We start from the raw sequence: 25,562 nt of genomic DNA, 5'->3' as shown, positions 1-25,562 counted from the left end.
TTGTAGTATTCCTATTAAAAAAGCAGAGCATATAATGCTGTGCTCTGCTGTTAACTAAACCTATTATTTATAAGAAGCAGCAGCTTCAGGAATATAAATTACCTGACCAGCTTTAAGATCGGATGTTAATTCCAGCCCGTTTATTCTCGCGATATGCTGAACGCTTGTTTTATATCGATCTGCCAGAACATCAATATTTTCTCCATTTTGTACAATACAGACTCTGACTTTTGATTGTTGTGATTCTTCCTCCTCTGTAAATAGATCATATAACAAAGATTTGGATTTACCCTCAATTTGACCTTCGTTCTCATTCTCTCTTTTAGAATTAGACGATTGGTACTTTTTCTCTACATACTGATTGGATGCTTGTTCCTTTTTCTGTTGACGTCCATGAGAAACATTTGTTTCCCGTTCTACCGCAGCTTTATTCAAATCTGGTGCTACATTCGGTTGATATTGATGCGGCTGTACTCTGTCATATTCAGGACTTTCCTCTTTTTCATATTCAGAACTATCCTCTTTTTCATATTCAGAACTATCCTCTTTTTCATATTCGACAGTATAAGGTACGACTTCCATTAATTCTGGAGGACCCTCATCATACCTATTATCATATGGAATGGAAAAAGAGTGGTTTTCATCCTTTTGCTTTTCTCTGTCAACTAATTGATCCTGTTCAAAAGCAAAAGGGCTGTAGTCCTTGTCTGTATAATCTGACTCATCATTCGGCTGCGTTTCTTCATCATCCGCTGGTTGATGCTGCCGGGGTGATAATTTAGTTTCAACATAAAAATGGTCATCCTGGTTATGATTACTCTCTATATAAGAAGTTGGGTTCTTGAGATAAATTTCAGTCGAATCTACCAAGTCATCCGGCTCCTGATCCTCATCCTCAGAATTTTCCCGATATAAATGCACCTCTATCTGTTCTTCCTCGTGCTCATTATGGACTTGCGCCTGAATAGTAATCTCCTCTGCTGACTCCTCGAAATCCTCGTTGGTTTTATTCCATGGATGAGTTTGATGCTCTTGCTGAAATCGCTCGGAAGTATCATTTTGATAGTTTGAAGTCTCTTCTCGTTCCTCTGTCTCTGTCACTTGGGACTGCTCTTCAGGCAAGCTCTCGTAAACTCCACCAATCCATAAATCTGCTCTAATTTGCAGATATCCCTTTTCTGGCAGCTTATAATCAAAGGTATGCACACCTATATTAAGCTCATCCATTTCCCGAACTCTTTCTGCAGGAATTGTTATATCCACAGGAAATTGCTGATGGAATTCAAATAACTGATGCTCCCTTTGTTCGATTACAGAAACATAGCGCCGAAACGGATCTTCTGCTCCTTCTTCCTGTCCTGTTGCCTCAGTGGCTTTATATTCCCCCATTAAATCCAGAGTCCCTTTAAGAATGACATACTGTTCAACTTGATGAGCTGAAACATTTGGTTCAAGCGAAATGGAATACAGTTCCTCAACTTCCTGTCCCCTTTGAAACCACACACTCTCTTCTAATGAAAATCGTAATGACGATGTATGATCCTCAGACACCCAATTTCCTCCCTTCAGCCCTTTTCATCTAAATGCCATTATCAGCCTATGCTTCAGATACAGAAAATATGTGCTTTGTTAAACGTATGTTTGGAGAATAAAAAAATTCCCCCAAGTATGCTCTCGGGGGAATCTACTAATCACTTTATCTCATTCAAACTAGAGCACAGACTCTCGCCTCAAACATAGGTAGAAGCAGGAACAGTTATGAGAAAAATAAGCAACAGTAAGAAGTCTATTAGTTCAACTAATACTCCGTGTGGAATGAAAGTAATTCCTCACTGGACATTGTTTCACTTTATCGTTTAATCGCTTTAAACGCTTTTTGGGCAGCCTGTATAGTCTTTTGAATATCTTCATTACTATGTTCAACCGAAAGGAAGATTCCTTCAAATTGAGATGGTGGCAAGAATACACCATTTTCCGCCATTTCTTTATAATAATCCGCAAAAAATTGAAGATCTGATTGTTTCGCAGACTCGTAATCTTTAACCGGTTCATTAGTAAAGAAGAAGCCAATCATAGAGCCTGCTCGATTACATGTTAAAGGTACTTTGTAGGTTTCAGCTGCTTCCTTAAACCCTGCCTCTAAGAGATCTGCTTTTTTAGCAAACTCTTTATACGTATCCTCATTTAGCTGGATTAACGTTTCATAACCGGCTGTCATCGCAATCGGATTTCCTGATAATGTTCCGGCTTGATAGATAGGACCGCTTGGCGCAATTTGGCTCATAATCTCTTTTTTACCGCCGAATGCTCCTACAGGAAGTCCTCCGCCAATTACTTTTCCTAGACAAGTTAAATCTGGAGTAACATCGAAATGACCTTGCGCACATTGATAATCAACACGGAAACCAGTCATAACTTCGTCAAAGACTAATAAAGAACCGTGATTCTCAGTAATTTCTCTTAATCCCTGCAAGAAGCCTGGCTGTGGAGGGACTACCCCCATATTTCCCGCAACCGGCTCTACAATGACAGCTGCGATATCTTCGCCATATTGGTCAAAAGCAAGTTTTACACTCTCAAGATCATTGTATGGAACTGTGATGGTATTTCGCGCAACACCCTCTGGAACACCAGGGCTATCCGGCAAACCAAGTGTAGCAACGCCTGAGCCAGCTTTGATAAGCAATGAATCTCCATGTCCGTGATAACATCCTTCAAATTTAAGAATCTTATCCCGTCCTGTATATCCTCGTGCCAGACGAAGTGCGCTCATGGTTGCTTCTGTACCGGAGGAGACCATCCGTATCATTTCAATTGATGGGACACGGTCAATTACAAGCTGTGCCAATTTATTTTCCATTAAAGTTGGAGCACCAAAGCTTGTACCAGTTTCAGCAACCTTTTTAATCGCCTCTACTACCCGGTCATTTGCATGGCCAAGAATCAGCGGTCCCCAGGAAAGAACATAATCAATATATTCATTGCCATCAATATCATAGATTTTTGAACCCTTTCCTCTTTCCATAAAAATCGGATCCATATTTACGGATTTAAAAGCACGGACAGGGCTGTTTACGCCGCCCGGCAATAAATGGATGGATTCCTGGAATGCTTTCTTAGAATTTTCATATGAACGCATAAGTTGCAATCTCCTTTATATATGGAATTAATTTGATTCTTTTAACCATTTTGCTGCATCTTTTGCAAAGTAAGTAATAATTAAATCTACACCGGCACGTTTCATACCAGTCAGCATTTCCAACACAATGGCTTTTTCGTCGATCCAGCCATTTGCACCTGCTGCTTTAACCATGGAATACTCTCCACTTACATTATAAGCTACAAGAGGCAGATTTACCGTATTCTTCACATCGCGAATAATATCGAGGTAAGCAAGAGCTGGCTTCACAATGATAAAATCCGCTCCCTCCTGAACGTCTGATTCAGCTTCACGCAGGGCTTCAATACGATTGGCATAATCCATTTGATAGGATTTTCTATCACCAAATTGAGGCGCCCCGTTTGCTGCTTCACGGAATGGACCATAAAATGCGGATGCATATTTAACGGCATAGGACATGATTGGAATGTGCTGATAGCCTGACTCATCAAGACCCTGGCGTATCGCAGCTACAAATCCATCCATCATATTGGAAGGAGCAATAATATCCGCTCCTGCTTCCGCCTGGCTGACAGCTGTTTTAACCAAAAGCTCCAGACTTTCATCGTTTAAGATTTCATCATTTTTAACCATACCGCAGTGACCGTGGCTTGTATATTCACATAAACATGTATCAGCTACAACAAGAATTTCAGGATAGTTTTCTTTTACAAAACGAATCCCTTTTTGGACAATTCCATGGGTATGAAAAGCGCCTGTCCCGCATTCATCCTTATTTTCCTCATCCGGTACTCCAAAGAGAATGACAGATTTGATACCAAGTGAAGCTACTTCATCCATTTCCTCTTTCAAACGATCCATGGAAAATTGATAGATTCCTGGCATAGAAGTAACCGGGTTCTTTTCATTTGTACCTTCCGTAATAAAAATCGGATAAATAAAGTCTTCTACATGTAAATGTGTTTCACGCACAAGCGCTCTCATAGATTCATTTCTTCTTAATCTTCTGTGTCGATTAAATTCAATATTGGCCATTTTAAGGTCCTCCCCCATTACGAATAATACTGCCTTAATTCTTTCATCATTTCATCAACGGTATATTGCTCTGGACATAATGTGACAGCCACGCCAAGCTCTTCGGCTCTTTTCCTCGTGACCGGTCCGATTGCAACTGTCACTTTATCTATCAAACAGTCAAATAGATGATGTTTTTTCACGGTCTTCATAAAATGATTTACTGTCGAAGGACTCGTAAATAATAGAATATCTATCTTTTTATTTGTAAGTACATCCACTAAGGCTTGTTCACTATCTTCTGGCATACGGTTGCTGTAAATAACGGACTCTTCTGTATGTATACCTGCAGCTATCAGTCCATTAAATAGATAATCTCTCGCCAAGTCGCCCTTTATAATGAGCACAGATTCACTTGTATCCACTACTTCCAGAAACGCAGGCAAAAAAGATTCAGCTACATATTTCGGTGGGATAAAAGTAGGCCGCAGACCATGTTCCTGCAAGGCTGCTTTCGTTTTTTTACCAATGGCTGCTATTTTAGGATAGATTCCTTCAAATTTCATTTCGTTCATCATCTCACAAAACAGGTCAACACCCGGCTTGCTTGTGAAAACGATCCAGTCAAAGGATTCCAGCCTGCTCAGCTTTTCTTTTACTGATTCAAGCCTATCTGCAACAACCTTTTGAAACGAAAGAAGAGGCACCTTAATTGGTACCCCTCCATGCTCAGCAATCATGGCACACAATTGTTCGGCCTGCGATTCTTCTCTTGTTACCAATACGCCTTTACCCAAAAGAAACAAGGAATGCTTCATTTAGCTTTCCATCTCCTCTTTAACCTTTTCAATTAAAGTCTTTGCTCCACGTTCGATTAGGCGATTGGCAGCTGTTATACCTAAGCTTTCAGGATCATCTCCTGAAATTTGTTCACGATAAATGGTACGCCCATCAGGCGTTCCGACGAGTGCCTGAAATTGTAAGGTCCCTTTCTCGTCTTTATATGCAAAACCTGCAATTGGAACCTGACAGCCACCCTCCATTTTATTCAGGAAGACGCGCTCTGCTGTGACAGCTTCTTTTGTATCCTGACAAGTTAATTTAGCTAATTCCTGCAATAATTCATGATCATCTGCTCTGCATTCAATCGCCAGCGCCCCTTGGCCAACTGCAGGAATACAAGTATCTTCATCAAGGAAATCACTCACAACATCCTTTTTCCAGCCTAATCTCGAAAGACCTGCTGCCGCCAATACGATTGCATCATATTCTTCATCTTTTAATTTTTGAATGCGTGTATCCACATTTCCTCTAATCCATTTGATTGTTAAATCCGGACGTTTTGCCAATAATTGAGCACTTCTTCTTAAGCTGCTTGTACCGACAATCGCACCTTCCGGAAGTTCTGCAAGCGTAAGATTATTCTTTGAAATTAACACATCACGATGATCCTCACGCTCTGGAATACAGCCAATCGTTAGTCCTTCTGGAAGCTCTGCCGGCATATCTTTCATGCTATGAATGGCCATATCTATTTCTCCATCAAGCATGGCTTGTTCAATCTCTTTTACAAAAAGACCTTTTCCTCCAACCTTGGAGAGAGTTACGTCTAAAATCCTGTCACCCTTTGTCACAATCTCTTTCAATTCGAATTCAAACGGTAATCCAAGATTTTTCAGCTGGTCAATAACCCAATTAGATTGTGTCAATGCTAATTTACTTCTACGTGAACCGATAATAATTTTTCTCATGATTTACCCTCCATCAATAGACATGAAATGCTGATATGCTGCCGAAAAAGAAGAAATTCACTAGCACTAACAAGAATGAACCAATATTCCAATAAGCAAGTGATTTCCCGTAAATCCGGTTGTTAACTTTAAGATATAAATAGATTCCATATATAATTAGGCAGGCAAATGAGCCAAGAATTTTACTATCATACCAATTAATATCCGAAACGATTATATAGGCCCATTCAAGACCTAGTATTAATGATAATAATAACAGAGGAACACCGATTGCTACCAGTATATAAGACAGCTGTTCCAGTTTCGCCAAATCTCCCAGCCTGTTCAGCCTTTTCCCCCATTTCTTTCGCTTTAATAAATCGTACTGTATTAGATACAAAATAGAGAAGACAAAGGAAAGAGCAAACGCTGCATAAGATAGAATGGCAACTGTAATATGAATCATGGACAGCTCAGATAACACCTTAGTTTGCGCTTCTGCCGTAGAATAGGATTCTAATGTTGAGAATATATGAATGACCATCAACCCAAACCCTATTACATTTGTAAAAAACATAAAAAAATCTGTCCGTATTATACGGTTTAGGATGAGTGAAAAGGTAATCAATATCCACACATAAAAATATAATCCTTCAAATAAGGTTAGAACCGGGAATCTTCCCACTTCAAACATATATAGACATAAAAAAATTGTTTGCATCAACCAAACAATCGAAAGAAACCAGAAGGCTGCCTTATGAGCCTTCCGATTATTTTGTAAAAAATCTATGAAATAGAATAAGACACTAAGTCCATATAATATAATTGTAATTTCTTGCAATCTATTTAAATTGATATCAATCATATATCCCATCCTTGCTTATTATGGTTGTGACACCACTTTCAAGACAGGTCTATTTTGTTGGACCGATGTTTTAGATTGGAATGGCACTGCCGCCTTAAATTCCTGTTCTTCTACTAGTTCCTCAATATTGAAGATTGAGACAAATGCCTGTAAAGCAGCCTCTGGATTTTTCATTTCTGCCATATCTTTTGCATAAAGAATTGGATCTTTAAGCATCTGATTGATAATGCTCTTCGTATGCTTATTAATAACCTTCCATTCTCTTTCACTTAGGCCTGGTAATTTACGCTGCATACTTTCCATTGTTTCTGACTGAATATCTAATGCTTTCTCGCGTAATGCAGAAATGACAGGAACAACGCCAAGCATTTTGATCCATTGATTGAATTCAACCAGTTCACTTTCAATCATGATCATAATTTGTTCTGCTGCTTCTTTTCTCTCAGCCAGGTTCGCCTGAACGATACCTTCTAAATCGTCTATATCATAAAGAAAGACGCTGTCCAGTTCCATTAGTTTAGGATCTAAATCACGCGGTACGGCAATATCAACCATGAAAATCGGCCGGCCTTTTCTCAAAATATTGATATTTTCCATCATTTCTTTAGTAATGACATATTCCTTTGATCCGGTCGAACTGATTAATATATCTGCATCAAGCAGGGCACATTGCAATTCCTGAAGCATTTTTGCCTGTCCGGAGAATTTAGATGCCAATATTTCGGCTTTTTCTAAGGTTCTGTTAATTACAGTTACTTGATTGGCACCATTGCTATATAAATTTTCTATGGCAAGCTGGCCCATTTTCCCGGCACCGACTACGAGGATTTTCTTATCCTGAAGCGAGCCAAAGATTTTTTTACCAAGCTCAACTGCTGCATAGCTGATTGATACCGCATTTTTATTGATTTCCGTTTCAGAGTGAGCTTTTTTGGCAAGCGTAATCACCCGTTTAAACAGATTATTAAACAATACTCCGATTGTATTTTCTTCCTGTGCCTGCTGGAAGCTTTTCTTCACCTGTCCAAGTATTTGAGTTTCTCCCAATACCATGGAGTTCAATCCACAGGCAACCTGGAATAAATGATTAACTGCTCCGTCCTGCTCATAAACATATAAATAGGAGGAAAGTTCATTTTGGTCAACCGCGAACCACTCTGCTAAAAATTCTTTAATATAATATCTGCCCGTGTGCAGCTGATCCACGACCGCATAAACCTCTGTCCGATTACAGGTGGAAATAATGATATTTTCAAGGATACTTTTTTTCTTACTTAAAGATTTCATCGCTTCCGGTAGCTGTCCCAATTCAAAACTGACTTTTTCACGGATTTCAACAGGAGCAGTTTTGTAATTAAGACCGACAACAATTATATGCATTTCCCCTGTCACACCCCCATCTGAGCATATTCTTTTGCAAGTATATCATTGGTGTATATGAAAAATTTTCCACAAATTGTGAACATTATCGTAACTCTATATCAATTAAACATGTAAATGAGAAATTCTCATGAAATAAAAACCTGATATAATGAATGTATAATAGGTTGAATCTCAATTGCCAAAATGTTTCTCTGACAGTATTATGTGTAAATTAAATCACTAATTGTACATTATCAAAGATTAGAATAATTATCAATAATAATAAACCGGGAGACTACATATGAAAGAATATCGTTATTTTTCAAGCACTATTTTGATTGGCTTTGGCCTTTTTTATTTTTTAAAATCGATTAACTTTTCCCTATTGTCACCTTATTATTCATGGGGATCTCTATGTATTATTATAGGAATAGCCTTTCTTGCTGAAAGCAGATTTGGCAGTCATTCCGATTTTATACTTCCTGGAATCCTGCTCACTGGATTTGGTTTACACCAATACATAGCGGTCCATTTGGAAAACTGGCCAGCTGAGCATACAGCTCTATTTCTATTTATTAGTTTGGGTCTTTTATTGCTTCACCTAAAAAAGGGAGTTGGTAAAGGCCCGGGGATTTTATTCCTAGTTGTTTCTATCATCTTTATATTCCATGAGAGAATCTTAACCATACTGGGCTTGGTTCATTTTGTTGATTTCTTTAATCACTACTGGCCTGTTCTTTTAATGCTCATTGGCGGATTCATTCTATTTAAGAAAAAATAAAAGCAGATAGCATGGGCAACCCTAACCATAATGGTCGGGGTTGCTGCACTAGGCTATCTGTCTTTCTTTTCATAGAGATTCTCAATCTATCAACAAAGGTTATTTACAATTAATTACATATGAATTATGCTTTATTTACAGAGGAGGTGTTAGAGAATGAGCACAAACACATTTTTCATTCAATTTTCCATCAGCATACTTCTTATTTTCGGAGGAACATTTACAATCCGTTATTTTAGGACAGGTGAGCTTTTAATCGACCAAATAATCGGAATAACCGCCGGTTTACTTATTTTAATTGCATCCCTCGTATGGAGAATTAAATCCAAGCAATCCACATATTAGATGTTTGACAGATTTACGCAAACAATCCATCCTTAAAAAATTCCTGAATTTTATGATTCTACTTCATTTGTTTACACTTCAATTCTCATCTTCAGACCACTCAATTCTTTTGCTTTTTATAAATCATCTTCTTAGCTTATTATTAAAATTACGTTATTGCTTTGACATGTCATTAATGATTACTTTTGGGATGAAGAATAATAAAAAGAAAGGGGTCGAACCATTTTATACAAGTGTGGGGAGATAAAGTGATTACTGATCAAAAAAGAGAAGTCGCCAGAATATGGTTCGATGAATACTTTACGAAGGGTAATCTTGAAGTCTTAGAGCAGCTTACAAATTCACATGGGTGGTTGGTTTAACATTCCTTCGGATAACCAACGAATTAAAGAAACAGGTATCATGATATTTAAATTTAGAGAAGGAAAAATTACTGATCTTTGGTGGGAAAATAGTGATGCTACTATCCTTTATGAATTAGGAGCTTTACCCAAAAATACTCATCAGAGCTTCTGAATTAGAATTCAAAAGGCTATCTATACATAATCAAAAGAGCTGCATAACTAATATGCAGCTCTTTTCACATCGATTTTATATTCGCGCCTGTATAGCGTTCCAGGCCGTATCTTTTCCAAGTCCAGTTTCTGAAGAGAACAAAATCACTTCGTCACTTTCAATAATATTCAATGTGTCTTTCACGACTTTTAGATGCTTTTGCCATTTACCTTTTGGAATTTTATCTGCTTTTGTTGCAATAATGATACAAGGTATCTCATAATGCTTAAGAAAATCATACATCATTACATCGTCCACAGACGGTTTATGGCGCAAATCAATGATTAAGAGCATAGCACGTAAAGGCTCACGCGTTGTAATGTATGTCTCAATCATCTTACCCCATGCTTCACGTTCGGACTTGGATACTTTCGCATATCCATATCCCGGTACATCCACGAAAAATAATTGCTCATTAAGCTTATAAAAGTTCAATGTTTGTGTTTTACCCGGTTTAGATGAAGTACGGGCCAAACCTTTCCGATTGATCATTTTATTAATAAAAGAAGATTTTCCTACATTTGAACGTCCAGCAAGAGCGAACTCCGGAAAACCATCTGTTGGATATTGTTCCGGTTTAACAGCACTCATCACAATCTCTGCTTGAGTAATTTTCAACTTTCTCCACCTACCAATGCATGTTGCAGCACTTCATCAAGTTGTGATACAAATACGAATTCTAATTCTTCACGAACACTTTCAGGAATATCATCAATATCTCTCTCATTATCAATCGGACATATAATTTTCTTCAGTCCTGCCCGATGAGCACTCAATGATTTTTCCTTTAATCCCCCAATCGGCAATACACGACCACGCAAAGTTATTTCACCAGTCATCCCTACTTCCTTACGGATTGCTTTACCCGTAAGCGCTGAAATTAAGGCAGTCGCTATAGTAATACCTGCGGAAGGACCATCTTTTGGAACGGCTCCTTCAGGAACATGAATATGAATATCATATTTCTCATAGAAATCCTTGTCAATCCCAAAATCTTCAACCTTGGAACGAACATAGCTGAAAGCAGCCTGCGCAGATTCTTTCATGACATCTCCAAGTTTACCCGTCAACACAAGTTTGCCCTTACCTGGTGATAAAGAAACTTCAATTTGAAGGGTATCACCGCCAAATGTAGTATAAGCAAGCCCTGTTGCTACTCCAACCTGGTCTTCACGCTCTGCTTCACCATGACGGAAATACGGTTTACCCAGAAATTCTGCTACTACTTTTTCGTTGACAATGACTTTTTTCTTTTCGCCCGAGACAATGATTTTAGCTACTTTACGGCAGATAGCTGCCAGTTGCCTTTCCAATGTACGAACTCCAGCTTCTCTTGTATATTGCCTGATGATTTTAATAATCGCATCATCCTTCATTTGAAGCTGGCTTCTTGTCAATCCGTGAGCTTTGATTTGTTTTAGCATCAGATGATCTTTAGCAATATGGAGCTTTTCAATTTCCGTATAGCCGGAAAGATTAATAATTTCCATCCGATCACGAAGAGGTGCCGGAATTGTTGCTAAATCATTGGCTGTAGCAATAAACATTACATTGGACAGATCGTAGGTTTCCTCAATATAATGATCGCTGAAACTATTGTTTTGCTCCGGGTCAAGAACTTCAAGCATAGCTGAAGATGGGTCCCCACGAAAATCATTGGACATTTTATCAATCTCATCCAATAAGAAAACCGGATTAATGGTTCCTGCTTTTTTCATTCCTTGAATAATACGGCCAGGCATAGCCCCCACATACGTACGGCGATGTCCGCGTATTTCAGATTCATCTCGTACTCCACCAAGTGAAACCCGGACGAAATTACGGTTCAAAGACTTGGCTATGGATTTCGCCAAACTAGTCTTACCTACCCCTGGAGGTCCTGCAAGGCATAGTATTGGTCCTTTTAGTGAATTCGTAAGCTTCTGAACAGCCAAATATTCAAGTACGCGCTCCTTCACCTTTTCAAGACCATAATGATCTTTGTTTAAGATGTTCTCAGCTTTTCTAATATTCAGATCGTCCTTCGTTGCTTTAGACCATGGAATTGCAATCAGCCACTCAATATAATTACGAATGACCGCACTCTCTGCAGATGTTGCCGGAATCTTTTCATAGCGGTCCAGCTCTTTAAGTGCAGTCTCCATGACATGAGCCGGCATACCTGCGTCTTTAATCTTCTCAGCAAATTCAGCAATCTCAGCAGCTTTGCCTTCTTTGTCACCGAGCTCTTTTTGAATTGCTTTCATTTGTTCGCGAAGATAATATTCCTTTTGTGTTCGTTCCATTGATTTTTTGACACGCAGACCGATTTTCTTTTCGAGATTCAATACTTCTTTCTCGTTATTGATTAAACTGATTACTTTGTTTAATCTTTCCTTGATATCAATGGTCTCAAGTATTTCCTGCTTGTCCTTCAGCTTAAGCGGCAAATGTGATGTAACAATATCAGCCAGTCTGCCGGGTTCTTCTATATCAACAGTTGAATTATATGTTTCTGTTGTAACCTTTTTTGAGATTTTTATGTACTGTTCAAAGTAATTTAATAAAGTTCTCATCAAAGCTTCTGTTTCAGGATCCTTCTCTACTGGATCTTCAATAATTTCGAGCTTCGCTGTAAGAAAATCACTATCATCCTCATAGGAAACCATTTGCGCTCTCGATAAACCTTCTACCAACACTCGAATTGTCCCATTTGGGAGTTTAAGCATCTGTTTTACTTTAGTGAGTGTACCCATTTCATACAAATCTTCTTCACTGGGCTCATCTGTAGAAGCTTCCTTCTGAGTAGTTAAAAATATCAAATGGTCATCTACCATCGCTTTCTCTAGCGCCTGAACAGATTTTTCCCTTCCAACATCCAGATGGAGAACCATCGTTGGGAAAACAAGCAATCCGCGAAGCGGCAGGAGGGGAACGTTTTTGTCCATAGTGTTTGCCATTTGTTGCACCTCCAAAACATGCTAATATATGTATTATTCATTGGCCTTTTACCAATTTTATCGTATTTACTGGTTTGTGTCTATTTGGGACGATAAACGAAACCATGTTACTTGTTTTCCCTAAAATTAAGTGGATGTAACACCTTTCAATCAATTTTTAAGGTAACAAAATTTCCCACTCTCATTATTAGTAAGACAAAAAAAAGGCTCGCTCTTATGCAAGCCTTTTAATTTTGTTCCCTCAGCCGCTTTCCCGTTCAGAAAGTGGCATATTTTCGATAATAGTATCAATGGCAGCTGTACGATCGAATACTAGTTGAAATACTTCCTTTAAGTTCCTGACAGGTTTAATTTCAATATTTTCGACTTGGTTTAACAAGACTTGAATATTTTCTTCCGGAATCAGAACTACATCGGCTCCTGCTAACTTAGCTGCTGTCACTTTCGTAAACACACCGCCAACCGGCTTAACCTTCCCATGAATGCTGATTTCTCCTGTCATTGCAACATTATTTTTTACCGGTATTTGATAGATAGCTGAGTAAATCCCAACGGCCATAGCAACGCCTGCCGAAGGACCATCAATCGGTATACCGCCCGGAAAATTAACATGGATATCAAATTTGTCAGCTGGAACGCCAATCGTTCTCAGGACAGTCACCACATTTTCAATCGATCCCTTAGCCATGCTTTTTCTTCTGATGGATTTTCCAGCACTATTAATACTTTCTTCTTCTACGATTCCAGTTATATTAACTGATCCCTTATCAACCGCATCAATAACCGTCACTTCAATCTCAAGTAACGCCCCTGAACTTGGTCCGGTTACAGCCAGACCATTTACAACACCAACGGCAGATTCTTTCGCAATAAAGCTTTGATATCTAGGAGACATTTGGCTGGATTGAACAATCCATTCAATATCTTCATCTTTAATATAATCTCTATTTTCTGTAATGGCTAAACCAGCGGCACTCTGAACCATATTTACAGCTTCCCGTCCATTGCTGGCAAAATTACCAATGACATTAAGCGCCTCATCACTAATCTCTAAGGACACCCGTTCAACTGCATTTTTGGCCACCATCTTCAGTTCCTCCTGATTTAATTCACGAAAAAAAATCTCCATGCATCTGGAACGAATGGCAGGTGGAATTTCAGAAGGTGTTCGCGTTGTAGCGCCAACAAGCCTAAAATCAGCAGGCAATCCATTTTGAAAAATTTCATGTATATGTTTTGGTATATTCGGATTCTCTTCATTATAGTAGGCACTCTCAAAATGTACTTTCCGATCTTCCAATACCTTCAATAATTTGTTCATTTGTATATTATGCAATTCCCCAATTTCATCAATAAATAAGACACCACCATGAGCATTTGAAACTGCCCCCTGTTTTGGCTGAGGTATACCTGCCTGGCCCATTGCTCCGGCACCCTGATAGATTGGGTCATGAACAGAGCCTATAAGTGGATCAGCAATTCCTCTCTCATCAAATCTGGCTGTTGTGGCATCCAATTCTACAAATGTTGCAGTTTGCCTAAATGGAGATTTCATATTTGCTTTAGCCTCTTCCAGCACAAGTCTCGCAGCGGCCGTTTTCCCAATTCCAGGCGGTCCATAAATTAGTACATGCTGTGGATTTGGCCCACAAAGTGCTGCCTTTAGTGCTTTGATTCCATCTTTCTGTCCAATAATATCATCAAACCGTGCTGGCCTCACCTTTTCGGAAAGCGGCTCAGTTAATGAGATAGACTTCATTCGATGAAGCTGATCCATCTCCTTCTTAGCCTCTCGATCAATTGAAACCTTTTGTACCCTTTGACCCTTTAATAAATTTAAAAAATACAACCCAATCACTATTCCAAAAAACAGCTGGATAACAATAACCACACCAGTCCAACTCATATAAGCACCCTCCTGAAATCACATCGTTGAGATACAAGCTAGTATCTCCCTAGAAAGGAAGGAATAAACACTAAAAAGCTGAAACGGCTCGCCCAGAAGCCAGGAGCATAAGACAGGGGCTCGAAAGGAGGCGTTCTTCCCTCCTGAAGAGATCATGCTTATGTCCTGAGCTTCTAGCCGTTGAAGCTGGATTAACTAAAAAGCTGAAACGACTGAACTAAGGAACAAAGACTAAATACGCCACGTCCTGTGGCAACGTCTTTGTGACCAACATCCTGTTGGCCTCCGACAAGCATAAGAGAGAGGCACGCAGGGAGGTGTTCTTTCCTCCCGCAGTGGCTATCCTTATGACTCGAGGGCCTAGGAGTAGAAGCTAGATTATACTAAAAAGCTGAAGGGCCTTGGGCAGGAGCGAGGAGCATAAGACAGATGCTCGGAGGGGATGTTCTCCCCCGTAGAGGCTACACTTATGTCTCGAGGAGCTAGGAGGCGAAGCTGGATCACATCAAAAAGCTGAAGGGCCTTACGTTAAGGAAGAAGACTAAATGCGCCACACCGTGTGGCAATGTCTTCATGACCAACATCCTGTTGGCCTTCGACAAGCATAAGAGGACGCGCATAGTGTGTTCTTTCCTCCCATAGTGGCTATTATCCTTATGACTCAAGCTCTATGTGTATACATCAAACCCTGTTAGGCCACTTACTTTAACGATTGGCTGGAATTTGCCCTGAATCGGCTGGATTCCTACTCAACTCGGGTCAATTTCTTACTAAACTTAGCTTTGCTCTTCCTATAATCGCTATTGTTTTCTTCTAACTCTCTAAACATATATCCATTTAAGAATATATCACCTGTTAATCGCTTCATTGAACAATACAAAAAAGGCCAATCAGATTTTGATTGGCCTTTTCTACAACTTATATCTTTATCAAGCAGATGTTTTCTTTTCAACTGTTTCGGTTGTTCCATCAACAAGAATTATTTTTGGAGATTCACCTTTAGAGATCACTTCAGCTGTAATGATACATTTTTTAATATCATTACGGGAAGGAAGTTCAAACATGACATCCAGCATAATTCCCTCAATAATGGAACGAAGTCCACGTGCACCTGTTTTACGCTCAATTGCTTTTTTCGCAATTTCTAACAACGCTCCGTCCTCAAATTCGAGTTCTACGTCATCAAGCTGGAGCATTTTTTGGAATTGCTTAACAAGCGCATTTTTAGGCTTAGTAAGGATTTGGATTAATGTATCCTCATCCAATTGCTCAAGTGTTGCAATTACCGGCAAACGGCCGATAAATTCTGGAATTAATCCAAAACGAAGCATGTCTTCAGGAAGAACTTTAGTTAACAAGTTTTTATCTTCAACTTCTTCTTTAACTGATCCAAACCCGATAACTTTTTGGCCAAGACGGCGTTTAATAATCGGTTCAATTCCATCAAATGCACCACCGCAGATGAATAGAATATTCGTTGTATCAATTTGGATGAATTCTTGATGAGGATGCTTTCTTCCTCCTTGTGGCGGAACACTTGCCACAGTACCTTCAAGAATTTTCAGCAATGCCTGCTGTACACCTTCACCTGAAACATCTCTTGTAATGGATGGATTTTCAGATTTACGTGCAATTTTATCGATTTCATCAATGTATATAATGCCTTTTTCAGCTTTCTCTACATCGTAATCAGCAGCCTGAATTAGCTTGAGTAAGATATTTTCAACATCTTCACCCACGTAACCAGCTTCAGTTAATGACGTAGCATCAGCAATGGCAAATGGTACATTTAATAATCTAGCTAAAGTTTGAGCAAGAAGCGTTTTCCCGCTTCCAGTAGGCCCAATCAAGCAAATATTGGATTTAGATAATTCTACATCTTCAATTTTGCTATTAGAATTTACACGTTTATAGTGATTATAAACGGCTACTGCCAAGGATTTTTTAGCACCTTTTTGACCAATAACATATTCATCAAGGATTTCTAAGATCTCCATTGGTTTTGGTATATCTTTTAACTCAACTTCTTCTTCAGTACCCAGTTCTTCTTCTACAATTTCAGTGCATAACTCTATACACTCATCACATATATAAACACCTGGACCCGCTACGAGTTTTCGGACTTGTTCTTGAGTTTTCCCACAGAAAGAACACTTCAATTGCCCTTTCTCATCATTAAATTTAAACATAGTTTCACCCCTTGGTATTATGAACTCTATCATGAAATCTGCAATTCTTTACGATCAGATTAACAAATGAAGGGTATGTAAGAATTGTAACATACATTGCCCCGTTTAAGGTAAGAAAAAGGCTGTACTCATTTGCCAAATTAGTTGTTCCTTATGTATATGTACATAATATCCATTCTTGACTCCTTTCAATCCTGGAAATCAAAAATGGAAGAGTTTTAATCCTATTTATTTAGAATTAATCTACACTTAATTCATGAAAAAAGCAATTATGTATGTGTTAAAATATTTCGATTCAAAAAGTCGAATCTTCTCGAAAATTGGACACTGCAAATAGTATGTATAGTATGTATAAAACAAGGTACGATAAAATCGCACCTTGTTTTGTTATTTAATATGTTTATTAAGCTTCTACTGTTTTGCTGTTATCAACTAATACGTCGATTGCTTTTCTTACTAATAAGTCACCTTTAACACTTTCAGTTCCGCCAAGTGCTTGGATGATTTGTTCAGCAGTCAAACCATATTGCTCAGACATTGCTTGTACTTCAGTGTTGATTTCTTCTTCAGTAACTTCAAGGTTCTCTGCTTTAGCGATTGCTTCAAGAGTTAAGTTGATGCGTACACGCTTTTCAGCTTCCTCTTTCATTTGACCTTTAAGAGCATCTTTGTCTTGGCCAGAGAATTGGAAGTACATGTCAAGAGTCATACCTTGAGCTTGAAGACGTTGTTCGAATTCTTGAACCATACGATCTGTTTCAGTATCGATCATTGCTTCTGGAATTTCGATTTCTGCAGTTTCTGCCGCTTTTTCGATAACAGTGTCTTTTACATGGTGTTCTGCTTGATGTTTTTTAGACTCAACTAAACGAGTTTTGATTTTTTCTTTAAGTGCTTCCAATGTTTCTACTTCTTCATCAACATCTTTAGCAAATTCATCATCTAACTCAGGTAATTGTTTTGTTTTGATTTCATGAATTTTCACTTTGAATACAGCTGGTTTTCCTGCTAGTTCTGCAGCATGATATTCTTCTGGGAAAGTAACTTCAACATCTTTTTCTCCGCCAACTTCAAGACCAACCAATTGCTCTTCAAATCCTGGGATGAAAGAGTTTGAACCAAGTTCTAAGGAGTAATTATCTGCTTGTCCGCCTTCGAATGCTTCGCCATCAACGAATCCTTCAAAGTCTAAAACTACAGTATCACCATTCTCAGCTTGTCCTTCTTCTTTGATTACAAGCTCAGCGTTACGCTCTTGTAAAGTTTTGATTTCTTTTTCGATATCTTCATCAGTTACTTCAGTATCAAGTTGTGTTACTTCAATACCTTTGTATTCGCCAAGTTTAACTTCTGGCTTTACAGTAACTGTTGCTTTGAAAATAAGAGCTTCGCCTTTTTCCATTTTTTCGATATCGATTTCTGGACGATCAACTGGCTCGATTTTAGTTTCTTCAATTGCATTAGCGTATGCTTCTGGAAGAATAAAATCTAATGCGTCTTGGTAAAGAGACTCAACGCCAAATTTCTTTTCAAATAATGCACGAGGCATTTTTCCTTTACGGAATCCTGGCACTTGTACTTGTTTAACCACTTTTTTGAATGCTGAATCTAAGCCTTCGTTTACTTTTTCAACCGGTACTTCAACAGTTAATACTCCGCTGTTCCCTTCAAGCTTTTCCCATTTTGCAGACATGGTTTTCCCTCCACTATATATATTTCCTAATAATCGTTTTCTCTTAACACGATATTATGTGCAACTAGATTTATTGATCTTAGGCAGTACAGCCTTACTGTACCAATGCATATTGCAACCACTATATTATAACATAGGTTTCCTACGTTTCAAGACTTGGACCCTCAAATAACAGGGAAAGTCATCCCCTCTAGATTCCTGATTTCCTCTATAATTACATTTATCCTTTCATCAGGCTCCTTTAAATCGATTCCATAGGCTTCCGACACTATTCGGTAATAGCCTTCTGCCCATCCGTCGAGATTCGGTATATTCATTGGATAAAGCAGGATATTATGCCTTTTGACCATTTCCATAGCCTGCTCGAACATGATAGGGTTATTATTTTCCAACCTGTCACGTAATGTTTTATGTATGTCAGATAAAAATTGCGTTTCTTCAACATTTGGTAAGTCTACTATATTCACTGTAATAGTTTGACCGAACTTATCCACCTCTACAATCTTATCCACTTCCTGCTCTTTTAATATGGATATAGTAAAGGTTTTTAAAAATGGATGTTTTTCTTCTATTAAATATTGGCAAAGCAGTCCTACCCACGGTCTAATATTTTGTCCTGCAAGTGAAGATAGCATGAAAAATTGCTCTTGCATCGTTCCGGTTTCCAAAATATCTTTTATTTCTTCCTCCTGAATTTGAGGGGTTTCTACTTTAAATTCAGGAAAATCGTCTGAGTATTCCTGCTCGCTGCCCTGTTCCACAATTCGTTTACTCATAGCCAATAGATGTTCTAATGATTCAACTCTGCCTTCAGGTACTTGATTTTCTTCTAATAACGCTTCAACTACGGATATAATCTCACGATGTTCATTTAATTGTAGAAGGATCATTAAATAAATATTGATGACATGAAAATACTCTCCAATTCCATTTCCCATCATCTTATTCACTATAGCTTTTGCATCTTGGTAATTCCCGAGCTCTACAAGTGACAGAGCCAATCCGATATTGATATCTTCATCTTCCGGTTCTAATTCATATGCCTGGCCAAAAAATTCACGGGCATTTTTGAATTTTTTCTCCTCCATGGCTTGCATCCCTTTTTTGAGGAGCAATTGTGCCAGATTAGGAAAAGGAATTACCTTTTCATCCTTTCGTTCACTTTTTGTGTTCTTCATAACAAACCGCCTTGATCTTTTTGAATTAATTGTCGTTAGTTTAGCATGCCTTTACATGAAAAACAAAAAATCTTTCTGTTATTCATGCAATAAGCACTGAAACAAAAAAACATAGACTATATATCTTGTAGTCTATGCCAGTATTCTTTGTTCGTATTGATTGATTTCTTCATTATACTGAAGCGTTAGTTCAATTTCATCCCAGCCATTAATCAGCATGTTCTTCCAATATGGGTGGATATCAAATCGAGCAAGTACGTTTTCTTGTGCTCTCAATTCTTGATTAGGTAGATCAACCGTTAAATCCATCGGTGTTTTACGTATAAATTCCTTGATCGAAGCAAGGCTCTCTTTTTCTAACGTAATGGGCAGTATTCCATTTTGCAAACAGTTTTGATGAAAAATATCTGCAAAGGAGGAAGCCAAAATTATTTTAAACCCATAATCCCCCAGTGCCCATGGGGCATGTTCACGAGAAGATCCACAGCCAAAATTTTCACCTGCCAGCAAAATGGTCGCACCTTTAGCTTCAGGCTGATTTAGTTCAAAATCATCTCGCTCGGTTCCATCTGCATGAAAACGCCAATCAAAAAATACATACCTACCAAACCCGGTACGCTCAATGCGCTTTAGAAACTGTTTCGGTATAATCTGATCTGTATCGACATGATCGCGATCAAGAATGACGGGTTTACCTGTATAAACTGTCATTTTTTCCATTTTAGTGACCTCCTTTTCCAGAAATCATAGGATTCACTGCTTCTCTGATATCCACAAACTTCCCGTAAATCGCTGCCGCTGCTGCCATGCGCGGAGATACTAAATGCGTTCTTGCTCCAGTGCCCTGTCTTCCTTCAAAATTTCGGTTTGATGTGGATGCGCAATGTTCACCTGCCGGCACCACATCTGGATTCATGCTTAAACACATGCTGCAGCCCGCTTCTCTCCATTCGAATCCAGCTGCTTTGAAAATCGTATCCAACCCCTCTTCCTCTGCCATCTTTTTAACAGCCTGTGAGCCAGGAACGACCATTGCTCTCACTCCTGCAGCAACCCTCTTACCATCGATAATCTCAGCTGCTTCCCTTAAATCTTCTATCCTGGAATTCGTGCAGGAACCAATAAATACATGCTGAACCGGTATATCTGTAATTGCCTGACCTTCTTTAAGGCCCATGTATTCTAGCGCTCGCTGTAATGTTTTGGCTGCTGCTGGCTTCATTGAATTTGAAACAGGGATATTCCCGGTTACTGGGCTGCACATCCCTGGATTGGTGCCCCAACTGACCATAGGGGAAATTCCCTCTCCATTTATGTAGATTACTTTGTCATAATCTGCATCAGCATCACTGGCCAATTCAGACCACCGCTTACAATATTCCTCGAATTCGTCCGGTACAGGAGCATATTTACGACCCTTCATATAGGAGAAAGTAGTTTGATCCGGGCTAACCAGACCGGCACGAGCACCGCCTTCTATAGACATATTACACATAGTCATGCGCTCTTCCATCGACATATTACGTACTACATCGCCTGCATATTCCAAAATATAGCCGTTACCAAAGTTCGTTCCATTTTGAGTGATGATATATAAAATGACATCCTTGGCAGTAACCCCATTCTGGAGTGCACCGTTTATTTCAATTTTCATCGTTTTCGGTTTGTTTTGCCAAATGGTTTGCGTCGCTAATACATGCTCCACTTCACTCGTGCCAATTCCAAAAGCCAGTGCACCAAATGCACCATGCGTAGATGTATGGCTGTCACCGCAAACAATGGTTTTTCCCGGCCAAGTTAACCCTAAATCTGGCCCAATCACATGGACAATTCCCTGGTCTTCACTATCAAGGCCTGCTAAAGGTACTCCAAATTCCTGGCAATTCCGTTCAAGAGCTGTCAATTGCCTTTTCGCCACCTCATCTGTTATGACAAAACGATTAATGGTGGGGACATTATGATCCATTGTTGCAAAGGTCAAATCTGGTCTGCGTACCTTTCTTTTCTTTAGGCGAAGACCCTCAAATGCCTGAGGAGAAGTCACTTCATGAACGAGATGCAGATCGATGTATAATAAATCTGGTTTCCCAGCCTCCTTGTGCACTATATGATTTTCCCAGATTTTATCCACGATCGATTTACCCACATAGATCCCTCCTCATTTTATTGATATCTTTGTATTTTTTACGCGTACGCTTCCATAATGTGAAAAATAGCGTCCTTCTGCAAAATTTCTTCCTTAATAGCCCGGGCCATTTCCCTGGTTGACAGCACTTTTCCATCTCCTGATATATCTACTGTATGTTTACCGGAGTCCAATACATTTTTTACCGCTTGTTCAACTATACCTGCCTCTTCTTCCATCTGGAAGGAATGGCGAAGCATCGATGCAACAGACAGAATCATCGCAATTGGATTAGCTTTATCCTGGCCTGCGATATCCGGGGCAGAGCCGTGAATTGGTTCAAATAAATGCAAACCATTTTCAGAAAGACTTGCTGAAGGGAGCATTCCAAGTGAACCAGTTAAGACACTTGCCTCATCGCTCAAAATATCACCAAACATATTTTCAGTCACCAGTATGTCAAATTGCCTTGGATTACGGATAAGCTGCATCGCTGCATTATCTACGAGCATATGCTCAAGCTTCACTTTTGGATACTCACTGGCTACTTCTTCTGCCACCTCTCTCCACATTCGGCTTGATTCTAATACATTTGCCTTATCAACGGATGTTACCTTTCCTTTTCGTTCCTTTGCCAATTCAAAAGCGAGTGTAATAATCCGCTTTACTTCTTCGCGTTCGTAATACAGAGTATCAACAGCAGATTCCATGCCGTCATGATAATTTCGCTTGCTCGGTTTACCGAAATATAACCCGCCCGTTAGTTCTCTCACTATTAAAAAATCCGTACCATCAATGATTTCTTTTTTCAAAGGTGATGAATCCTGGATGCTGGCATAATAACTAATTGGACGCATATTTGCGTATAAATTTAACTCTTTGCGAATTTTTAACAGCCCCTGCTCAGGTCGCATCTCCGGGGAATTATGATCCCATTTCGGACCGCCAACTGCTCCAAGTAAAACGGCATCGTTTCGTTTACAAAGGTCAATCGTTTTTTCAGATAAAGGGGTTCCCTCCGTGTCAATGGCTACCCCGCCAATATGTCCATATTCAAAGACGAATTCATGTCCGAATCGTTCACCAATAGCATTGAGGATTTCGAGGGCTCCTATCATAATTTCCGGTCCAATTCCGTCACCCGGCAATACAGCAATGTTTTTTTTCATATCGAAATCCTCCTTATTGATTAATTCGTGATCACCATTGATTGGTGCTCTACTGTTAAAATCACTCGGTTAATAGCATTTAAATAAGCTTTAGCCGACGCTTCCAAGACATCCTGGGCTAATCCCCGTCCGCTTGTTTCCACTCCCTGATAAATAATTCTTACAAACACTTGTGCCAACGCATCTCTGCCGCCGCCAACTGATTGAATACGGTAATCCTGCAGCTTAACTGGTTTCTGTATGCAACGCTCGAGCGTATTGTATAACGCTTCAATACTCCCTGCTCCAGTCGAGGCCTCCTGAATTCTGTCGTTATTTACTCCTGACAATGTAACGGTTGCTGTTGGAATCTGATTGGTTCCGTATTGAACCTGAATGGAAATTAATTCATAATAGTTATCCTCTTTTGTTACTTTCTCTTCCAGTACTAACGCGACAATATCATCATCAGTCATTTCTTTCTTACGATCTGCCAGGTCCTTGAATACTTTGAAAAGGTGATTAACTTCTTCATCTGATACAGGGAAGCCTAACTCTTCTAATTTTGTACGGAATGCATGCCGGCCTGAATGCTTACCAAGCACCATGGAGTTAGAACTTAATCCAACTAATTCAGGTTCAATTATCTCGTAGGTTGTTTTCTCCTTAAGCACACCGTCTTGATGAATGCCGGATTCATGTGCAAAGGCATTTTTACCTACTACAGCTTTATTTGGCGGGATTACCATACCTGTCAGTTTACTGACCAATTCACTTGTACGTTTAATTTCACTAAGCACCAAGCCGATTTCTGCCTGATAAAAATCTTTTCTTGTATATAGACCAAGCGCTACTTCTTCCAGTGCAGTATTCCCGGCCCGTTCACCAATTCCATTAATGGTACCTTCTATTTGAGTCGCTCCGGCCAAAATCGCTGCCATAGAATTGGCGGTCGCCAATCCTAAATCGTCATGGCAATGGGCAGACAAGGTAACCTGATCTATAGATGGAACGTGTTTCATTAGATATTGGAAGACTTCACTATATTCTTTCGGTGTGATATAACCGACCGTATCCGGAATATTGATAATCCTTGCTCCGGCTTTGATGGCTTCTTCCACAATCCGAGCCAGGAATGGAAGCTCTGTGCGACAGGCATCTTCAGCTGACCATTGAATAACTGGGAAATACTTCGAAGCATACCGGATTGAAGCCACGGCAGCTTCAATCACCTGATCCTCCGTCATTTTCAGCTTATACTGCCTGTGTATGGGTGATGTAGCAAGAAAGACATGTATCCTCGGGTCGGCCGTTTGCTTTAAAGCTCCCCACACCGCATCAATATCACTTTCCACAGATCTGGCCAGTCCTGTTACCGTTGAATTTTTGACTAAATCAGCAATTTTCTTCACTGATTCGAAATCTCCTGGAGAGGCTGCTGGAAAACCAGCCTCAATGATATCGACACCCATTTTTTCCAGTTGTTTGGCTATCTCCAGTTTTTCAGTCAAATTAAGAGTCACTCCGGCAGATTGTTCTCCATCACGTAAGGTTGTGTCAAAAATTTCAATTTTTCGCACTGCCGACCACTTCTTTCTGTTTCTTTTTCTGCTGTTGAATAAATGGCATCATTTGACGAAGTTCTCTGCCAACCTGTTCAATTGGGTGGGCATTTTCCTGTGCCTGTGTCGCGTTAAATACAGGTCTGTTCACTTGATTCTCAAGCAGCCATCCTTTTGCAAATGTACCATTCTGAATTTCTTTTAACACTTGCTTCATTTCTTCTTTAACAGCCGGGCCAACTACGCGTGGACCTGAAACAAAATCACCCCATTGAGCCGTATCAGAAATGGAATAGCGCATCCCTTCCATACCGCCTTCATACATGAGATCAACAATTAATTTCAGTTCATGTAAACATTCAAAGTAAGCAAGCTCAGGCTGATAGCCAGCTTCCGTCAGCGTTTCAAAACCTGCCTTTACCAAGGAGGTAAGTCCGCCGCAAAGGACTGCCTGTTCTCCAAATAAATCCGTTTCGGTCTCTTCCTTGAATGTAGTTTCAAGAGCTCCTGCCCTAAGTGCTCCTATCCCTTTTGCGTAAGCTAACGCAACTTCTTTCGCTTCACCTGACACATCCTGATAGATGGCAAATAATGCCGGAACACCTGCCCCTTGTTCAAATGTCCTTCTGACTAAATGTCCCGGTCCTTTTGGTGCTACCAGGGAAACATCTACAAATGCCGGAGGAACAATTTGGTGATAATGGACATTAAAACCATGAGCGAACATCAGTGTATGACCTTCCCGCAAGACTGGTTCAATCTCTGCTTTATATACTTTTGTTTGATGTTCATCCGGTAAGAGAATCATGATTACATCCGCTTCCTCGCTAGCTTCCCTAACAGATTTAACATCAAATCCATCTTCAACCGCCTGGCTCCAAGATTTACCCTCTCGTAATCCAATAACTACTTCAAACCCGCTTTCGCGTAAGTTTTGTGCATGGGCATGCCCCTGTGATCCATATCCAATAACTGCTACCTTTTTAGTTGATAAAACTGCTTCATTCGCTTCATTTTGATAGTACATTTTTGCCATAATTGTTCTCTCC

At 39.5% G+C, this 25,562-nt stretch carries 20 protein-coding genes; 2 read left to right on the top strand and 18 right to left on the bottom strand.

The window, feature by feature from the left end; genetic code table 11:
• Positions 1–63 precede the first annotated feature (63 nt).
• The 7 genes from AC4D4A_RS14340 to hemA form a co-directional block, all read right to left on the bottom strand.
• Positions 64–1,551 (bottom strand): LysM peptidoglycan-binding domain-containing protein, encoded by a 1,488-nt coding sequence (locus AC4D4A_RS14340; protein ID WP_490996522.1) that lies wholly within the window; start codon positions 1,549–1,551, stop codon positions 64–66.
• A 298-nt stretch (positions 1,552–1,849) separates the two neighbouring features.
• Positions 1,850–3,139: a glutamate-1-semialdehyde 2,1-aminomutase gene (gene hemL / locus AC4D4A_RS14335; protein ID WP_490996521.1), complete on the bottom strand. Its 1,290-nt coding sequence runs from the start codon at positions 3,137–3,139 to the stop codon at positions 1,850–1,852.
• A 27-nt stretch (positions 3,140–3,166) separates the two neighbouring features.
• The gene (gene hemB, locus AC4D4A_RS14330; RefSeq protein WP_490996520.1) at positions 3,167–4,156 is read right to left on the bottom strand and encodes a porphobilinogen synthase; all 990 of its coding nucleotides are present in this window, start codon (positions 4,154–4,156) and stop codon (positions 3,167–3,169) included.
• Between the two features lie 17 nt (positions 4,157–4,173).
• The gene (locus tag AC4D4A_RS14325) at positions 4,174–4,953 is read right to left on the bottom strand and encodes a uroporphyrinogen-III synthase (protein WP_490996519.1); all 780 of its coding nucleotides are present in this window, start codon (positions 4,951–4,953) and stop codon (positions 4,174–4,176) included.
• On the bottom strand, positions 4,954–5,886 hold the full coding sequence (gene hemC, locus AC4D4A_RS14320) for a hydroxymethylbilane synthase (protein WP_066105588.1): 933 nt from the start codon (positions 5,884–5,886) through the stop codon (positions 4,954–4,956). It lies immediately after the preceding gene.
• 13 nt (positions 5,887–5,899) lie between these two features.
• Entirely contained in the window at positions 5,900–6,730 is an 831-nt protein-coding gene (locus AC4D4A_RS14315) for a cytochrome C assembly family protein (protein ID WP_066105591.1), read from the bottom strand.
• An 18-nt stretch (positions 6,731–6,748) separates the two neighbouring features.
• A complete protein-coding gene (gene hemA / locus AC4D4A_RS14310) occupies positions 6,749–8,110 on the bottom strand; it encodes a glutamyl-tRNA reductase (RefSeq protein ID WP_490996518.1) in 1,362 nt (453 codons plus the stop codon).
• A 283-nt stretch (positions 8,111–8,393) separates the two neighbouring features.
• Between hemA and AC4D4A_RS14305 the strand changes: the two genes are divergently transcribed.
• A complete protein-coding gene (locus tag AC4D4A_RS14305) occupies positions 8,394–8,873 on the top strand; it encodes a hypothetical protein (RefSeq protein WP_490996517.1) in 480 nt (159 codons plus the stop codon).
• A 156-nt stretch (positions 8,874–9,029) separates the two neighbouring features.
• Positions 9,030–9,218 carry a hypothetical protein gene (locus AC4D4A_RS14300; protein ID WP_490996516.1) on the top strand — a complete coding sequence of 63 codons (189 nt, stop codon included), beginning with the start codon at positions 9,030–9,032 and terminating at the stop codon, positions 9,216–9,218.
• A gap of 591 nt (positions 9,219–9,809) precedes the next feature.
• On the opposite strand, the gene yihA is transcribed toward AC4D4A_RS14300, so the two are convergent.
• The 11 genes from yihA to ilvC all read right to left on the bottom strand — a co-directional run bounded on the left by yihA (position 9,810) and on the right by ilvC (position 25,549).
• Positions 9,810–10,391, bottom strand: a complete 582-nt coding sequence (gene yihA, locus AC4D4A_RS14295; protein ID WP_066108642.1) for a ribosome biogenesis GTP-binding protein YihA/YsxC — start codon at positions 10,389–10,391, stop codon at positions 9,810–9,812.
• Positions 10,388–12,712, bottom strand: a complete 2,325-nt coding sequence (gene lon / locus AC4D4A_RS14290; RefSeq protein WP_490996515.1) for an endopeptidase La — start codon at positions 12,710–12,712, stop codon at positions 10,388–10,390. The genes yihA and lon overlap by 4 nt, the downstream gene beginning before the upstream one ends.
• 241 nt (positions 12,713–12,953) lie before the next feature.
• Positions 12,954–14,618 (bottom strand): ATP-dependent protease LonB, encoded by a 1,665-nt coding sequence (gene lonB / locus AC4D4A_RS14285; protein WP_490996514.1) that lies wholly within the window; start codon positions 14,616–14,618, stop codon positions 12,954–12,956.
• Between the two features lie 929 nt (positions 14,619–15,547).
• Positions 15,548–16,807 carry an ATP-dependent protease ATP-binding subunit ClpX gene (clpX, locus tag AC4D4A_RS14280; RefSeq protein ID WP_066108651.1) on the bottom strand — a complete coding sequence of 420 codons (1,260 nt, stop codon included), beginning with the start codon at positions 16,805–16,807 and terminating at the stop codon, positions 15,548–15,550.
• 403 nt (positions 16,808–17,210) lie between these two features.
• Entirely contained in the window at positions 17,211–18,500 is a 1,290-nt protein-coding gene (gene tig / locus AC4D4A_RS14275) for a trigger factor (RefSeq protein ID WP_490996513.1), read from the bottom strand.
• Positions 18,501–18,664: 164 nt separating this feature from the next.
• On the bottom strand, positions 18,665–19,678 hold the full coding sequence (locus AC4D4A_RS14270; protein ID WP_490996512.1) for a tetratricopeptide repeat protein: 1,014 nt from the start codon (positions 19,676–19,678) through the stop codon (positions 18,665–18,667).
• Between the two features lie 132 nt (positions 19,679–19,810).
• A complete protein-coding gene (leuD, locus tag AC4D4A_RS14265; RefSeq protein WP_490996511.1) occupies positions 19,811–20,398 on the bottom strand; it encodes a 3-isopropylmalate dehydratase small subunit in 588 nt (195 codons plus the stop codon).
• A 1-nt stretch (position 20,399) separates the two neighbouring features.
• Entirely contained in the window at positions 20,400–21,824 is a 1,425-nt protein-coding gene (gene leuC, locus AC4D4A_RS14260) for a 3-isopropylmalate dehydratase large subunit (protein ID WP_490996510.1), read from the bottom strand.
• A 38-nt stretch (positions 21,825–21,862) separates the two neighbouring features.
• Positions 21,863–22,972, bottom strand: coding sequence for a 3-isopropylmalate dehydrogenase (leuB, locus tag AC4D4A_RS14255; protein ID WP_490996509.1), 1,110 nt, complete (start codon positions 22,970–22,972; stop codon positions 21,863–21,865).
• 20 nt (positions 22,973–22,992) lie between these two features.
• On the bottom strand, positions 22,993–24,531 hold the full coding sequence (locus AC4D4A_RS14250; RefSeq protein WP_490996508.1) for a 2-isopropylmalate synthase: 1,539 nt from the start codon (positions 24,529–24,531) through the stop codon (positions 22,993–22,995).
• Entirely contained in the window at positions 24,518–25,549 is a 1,032-nt protein-coding gene (ilvC, locus tag AC4D4A_RS14245; protein WP_490996507.1) for a ketol-acid reductoisomerase, read from the bottom strand. Before ilvC ends, AC4D4A_RS14250 begins: the two co-directional genes overlap by 14 nt.
• Between the last annotated feature and the right edge of the window lie 13 nt (positions 25,550–25,562).

It is taken from the genome of Pradoshia sp. Z5_111, from assembly GCF_058267535.1.
The sequence above is the reverse complement of the archived record's forward strand: the minus strand, read 5'-3'. Positions and strand labels throughout refer to the sequence as shown.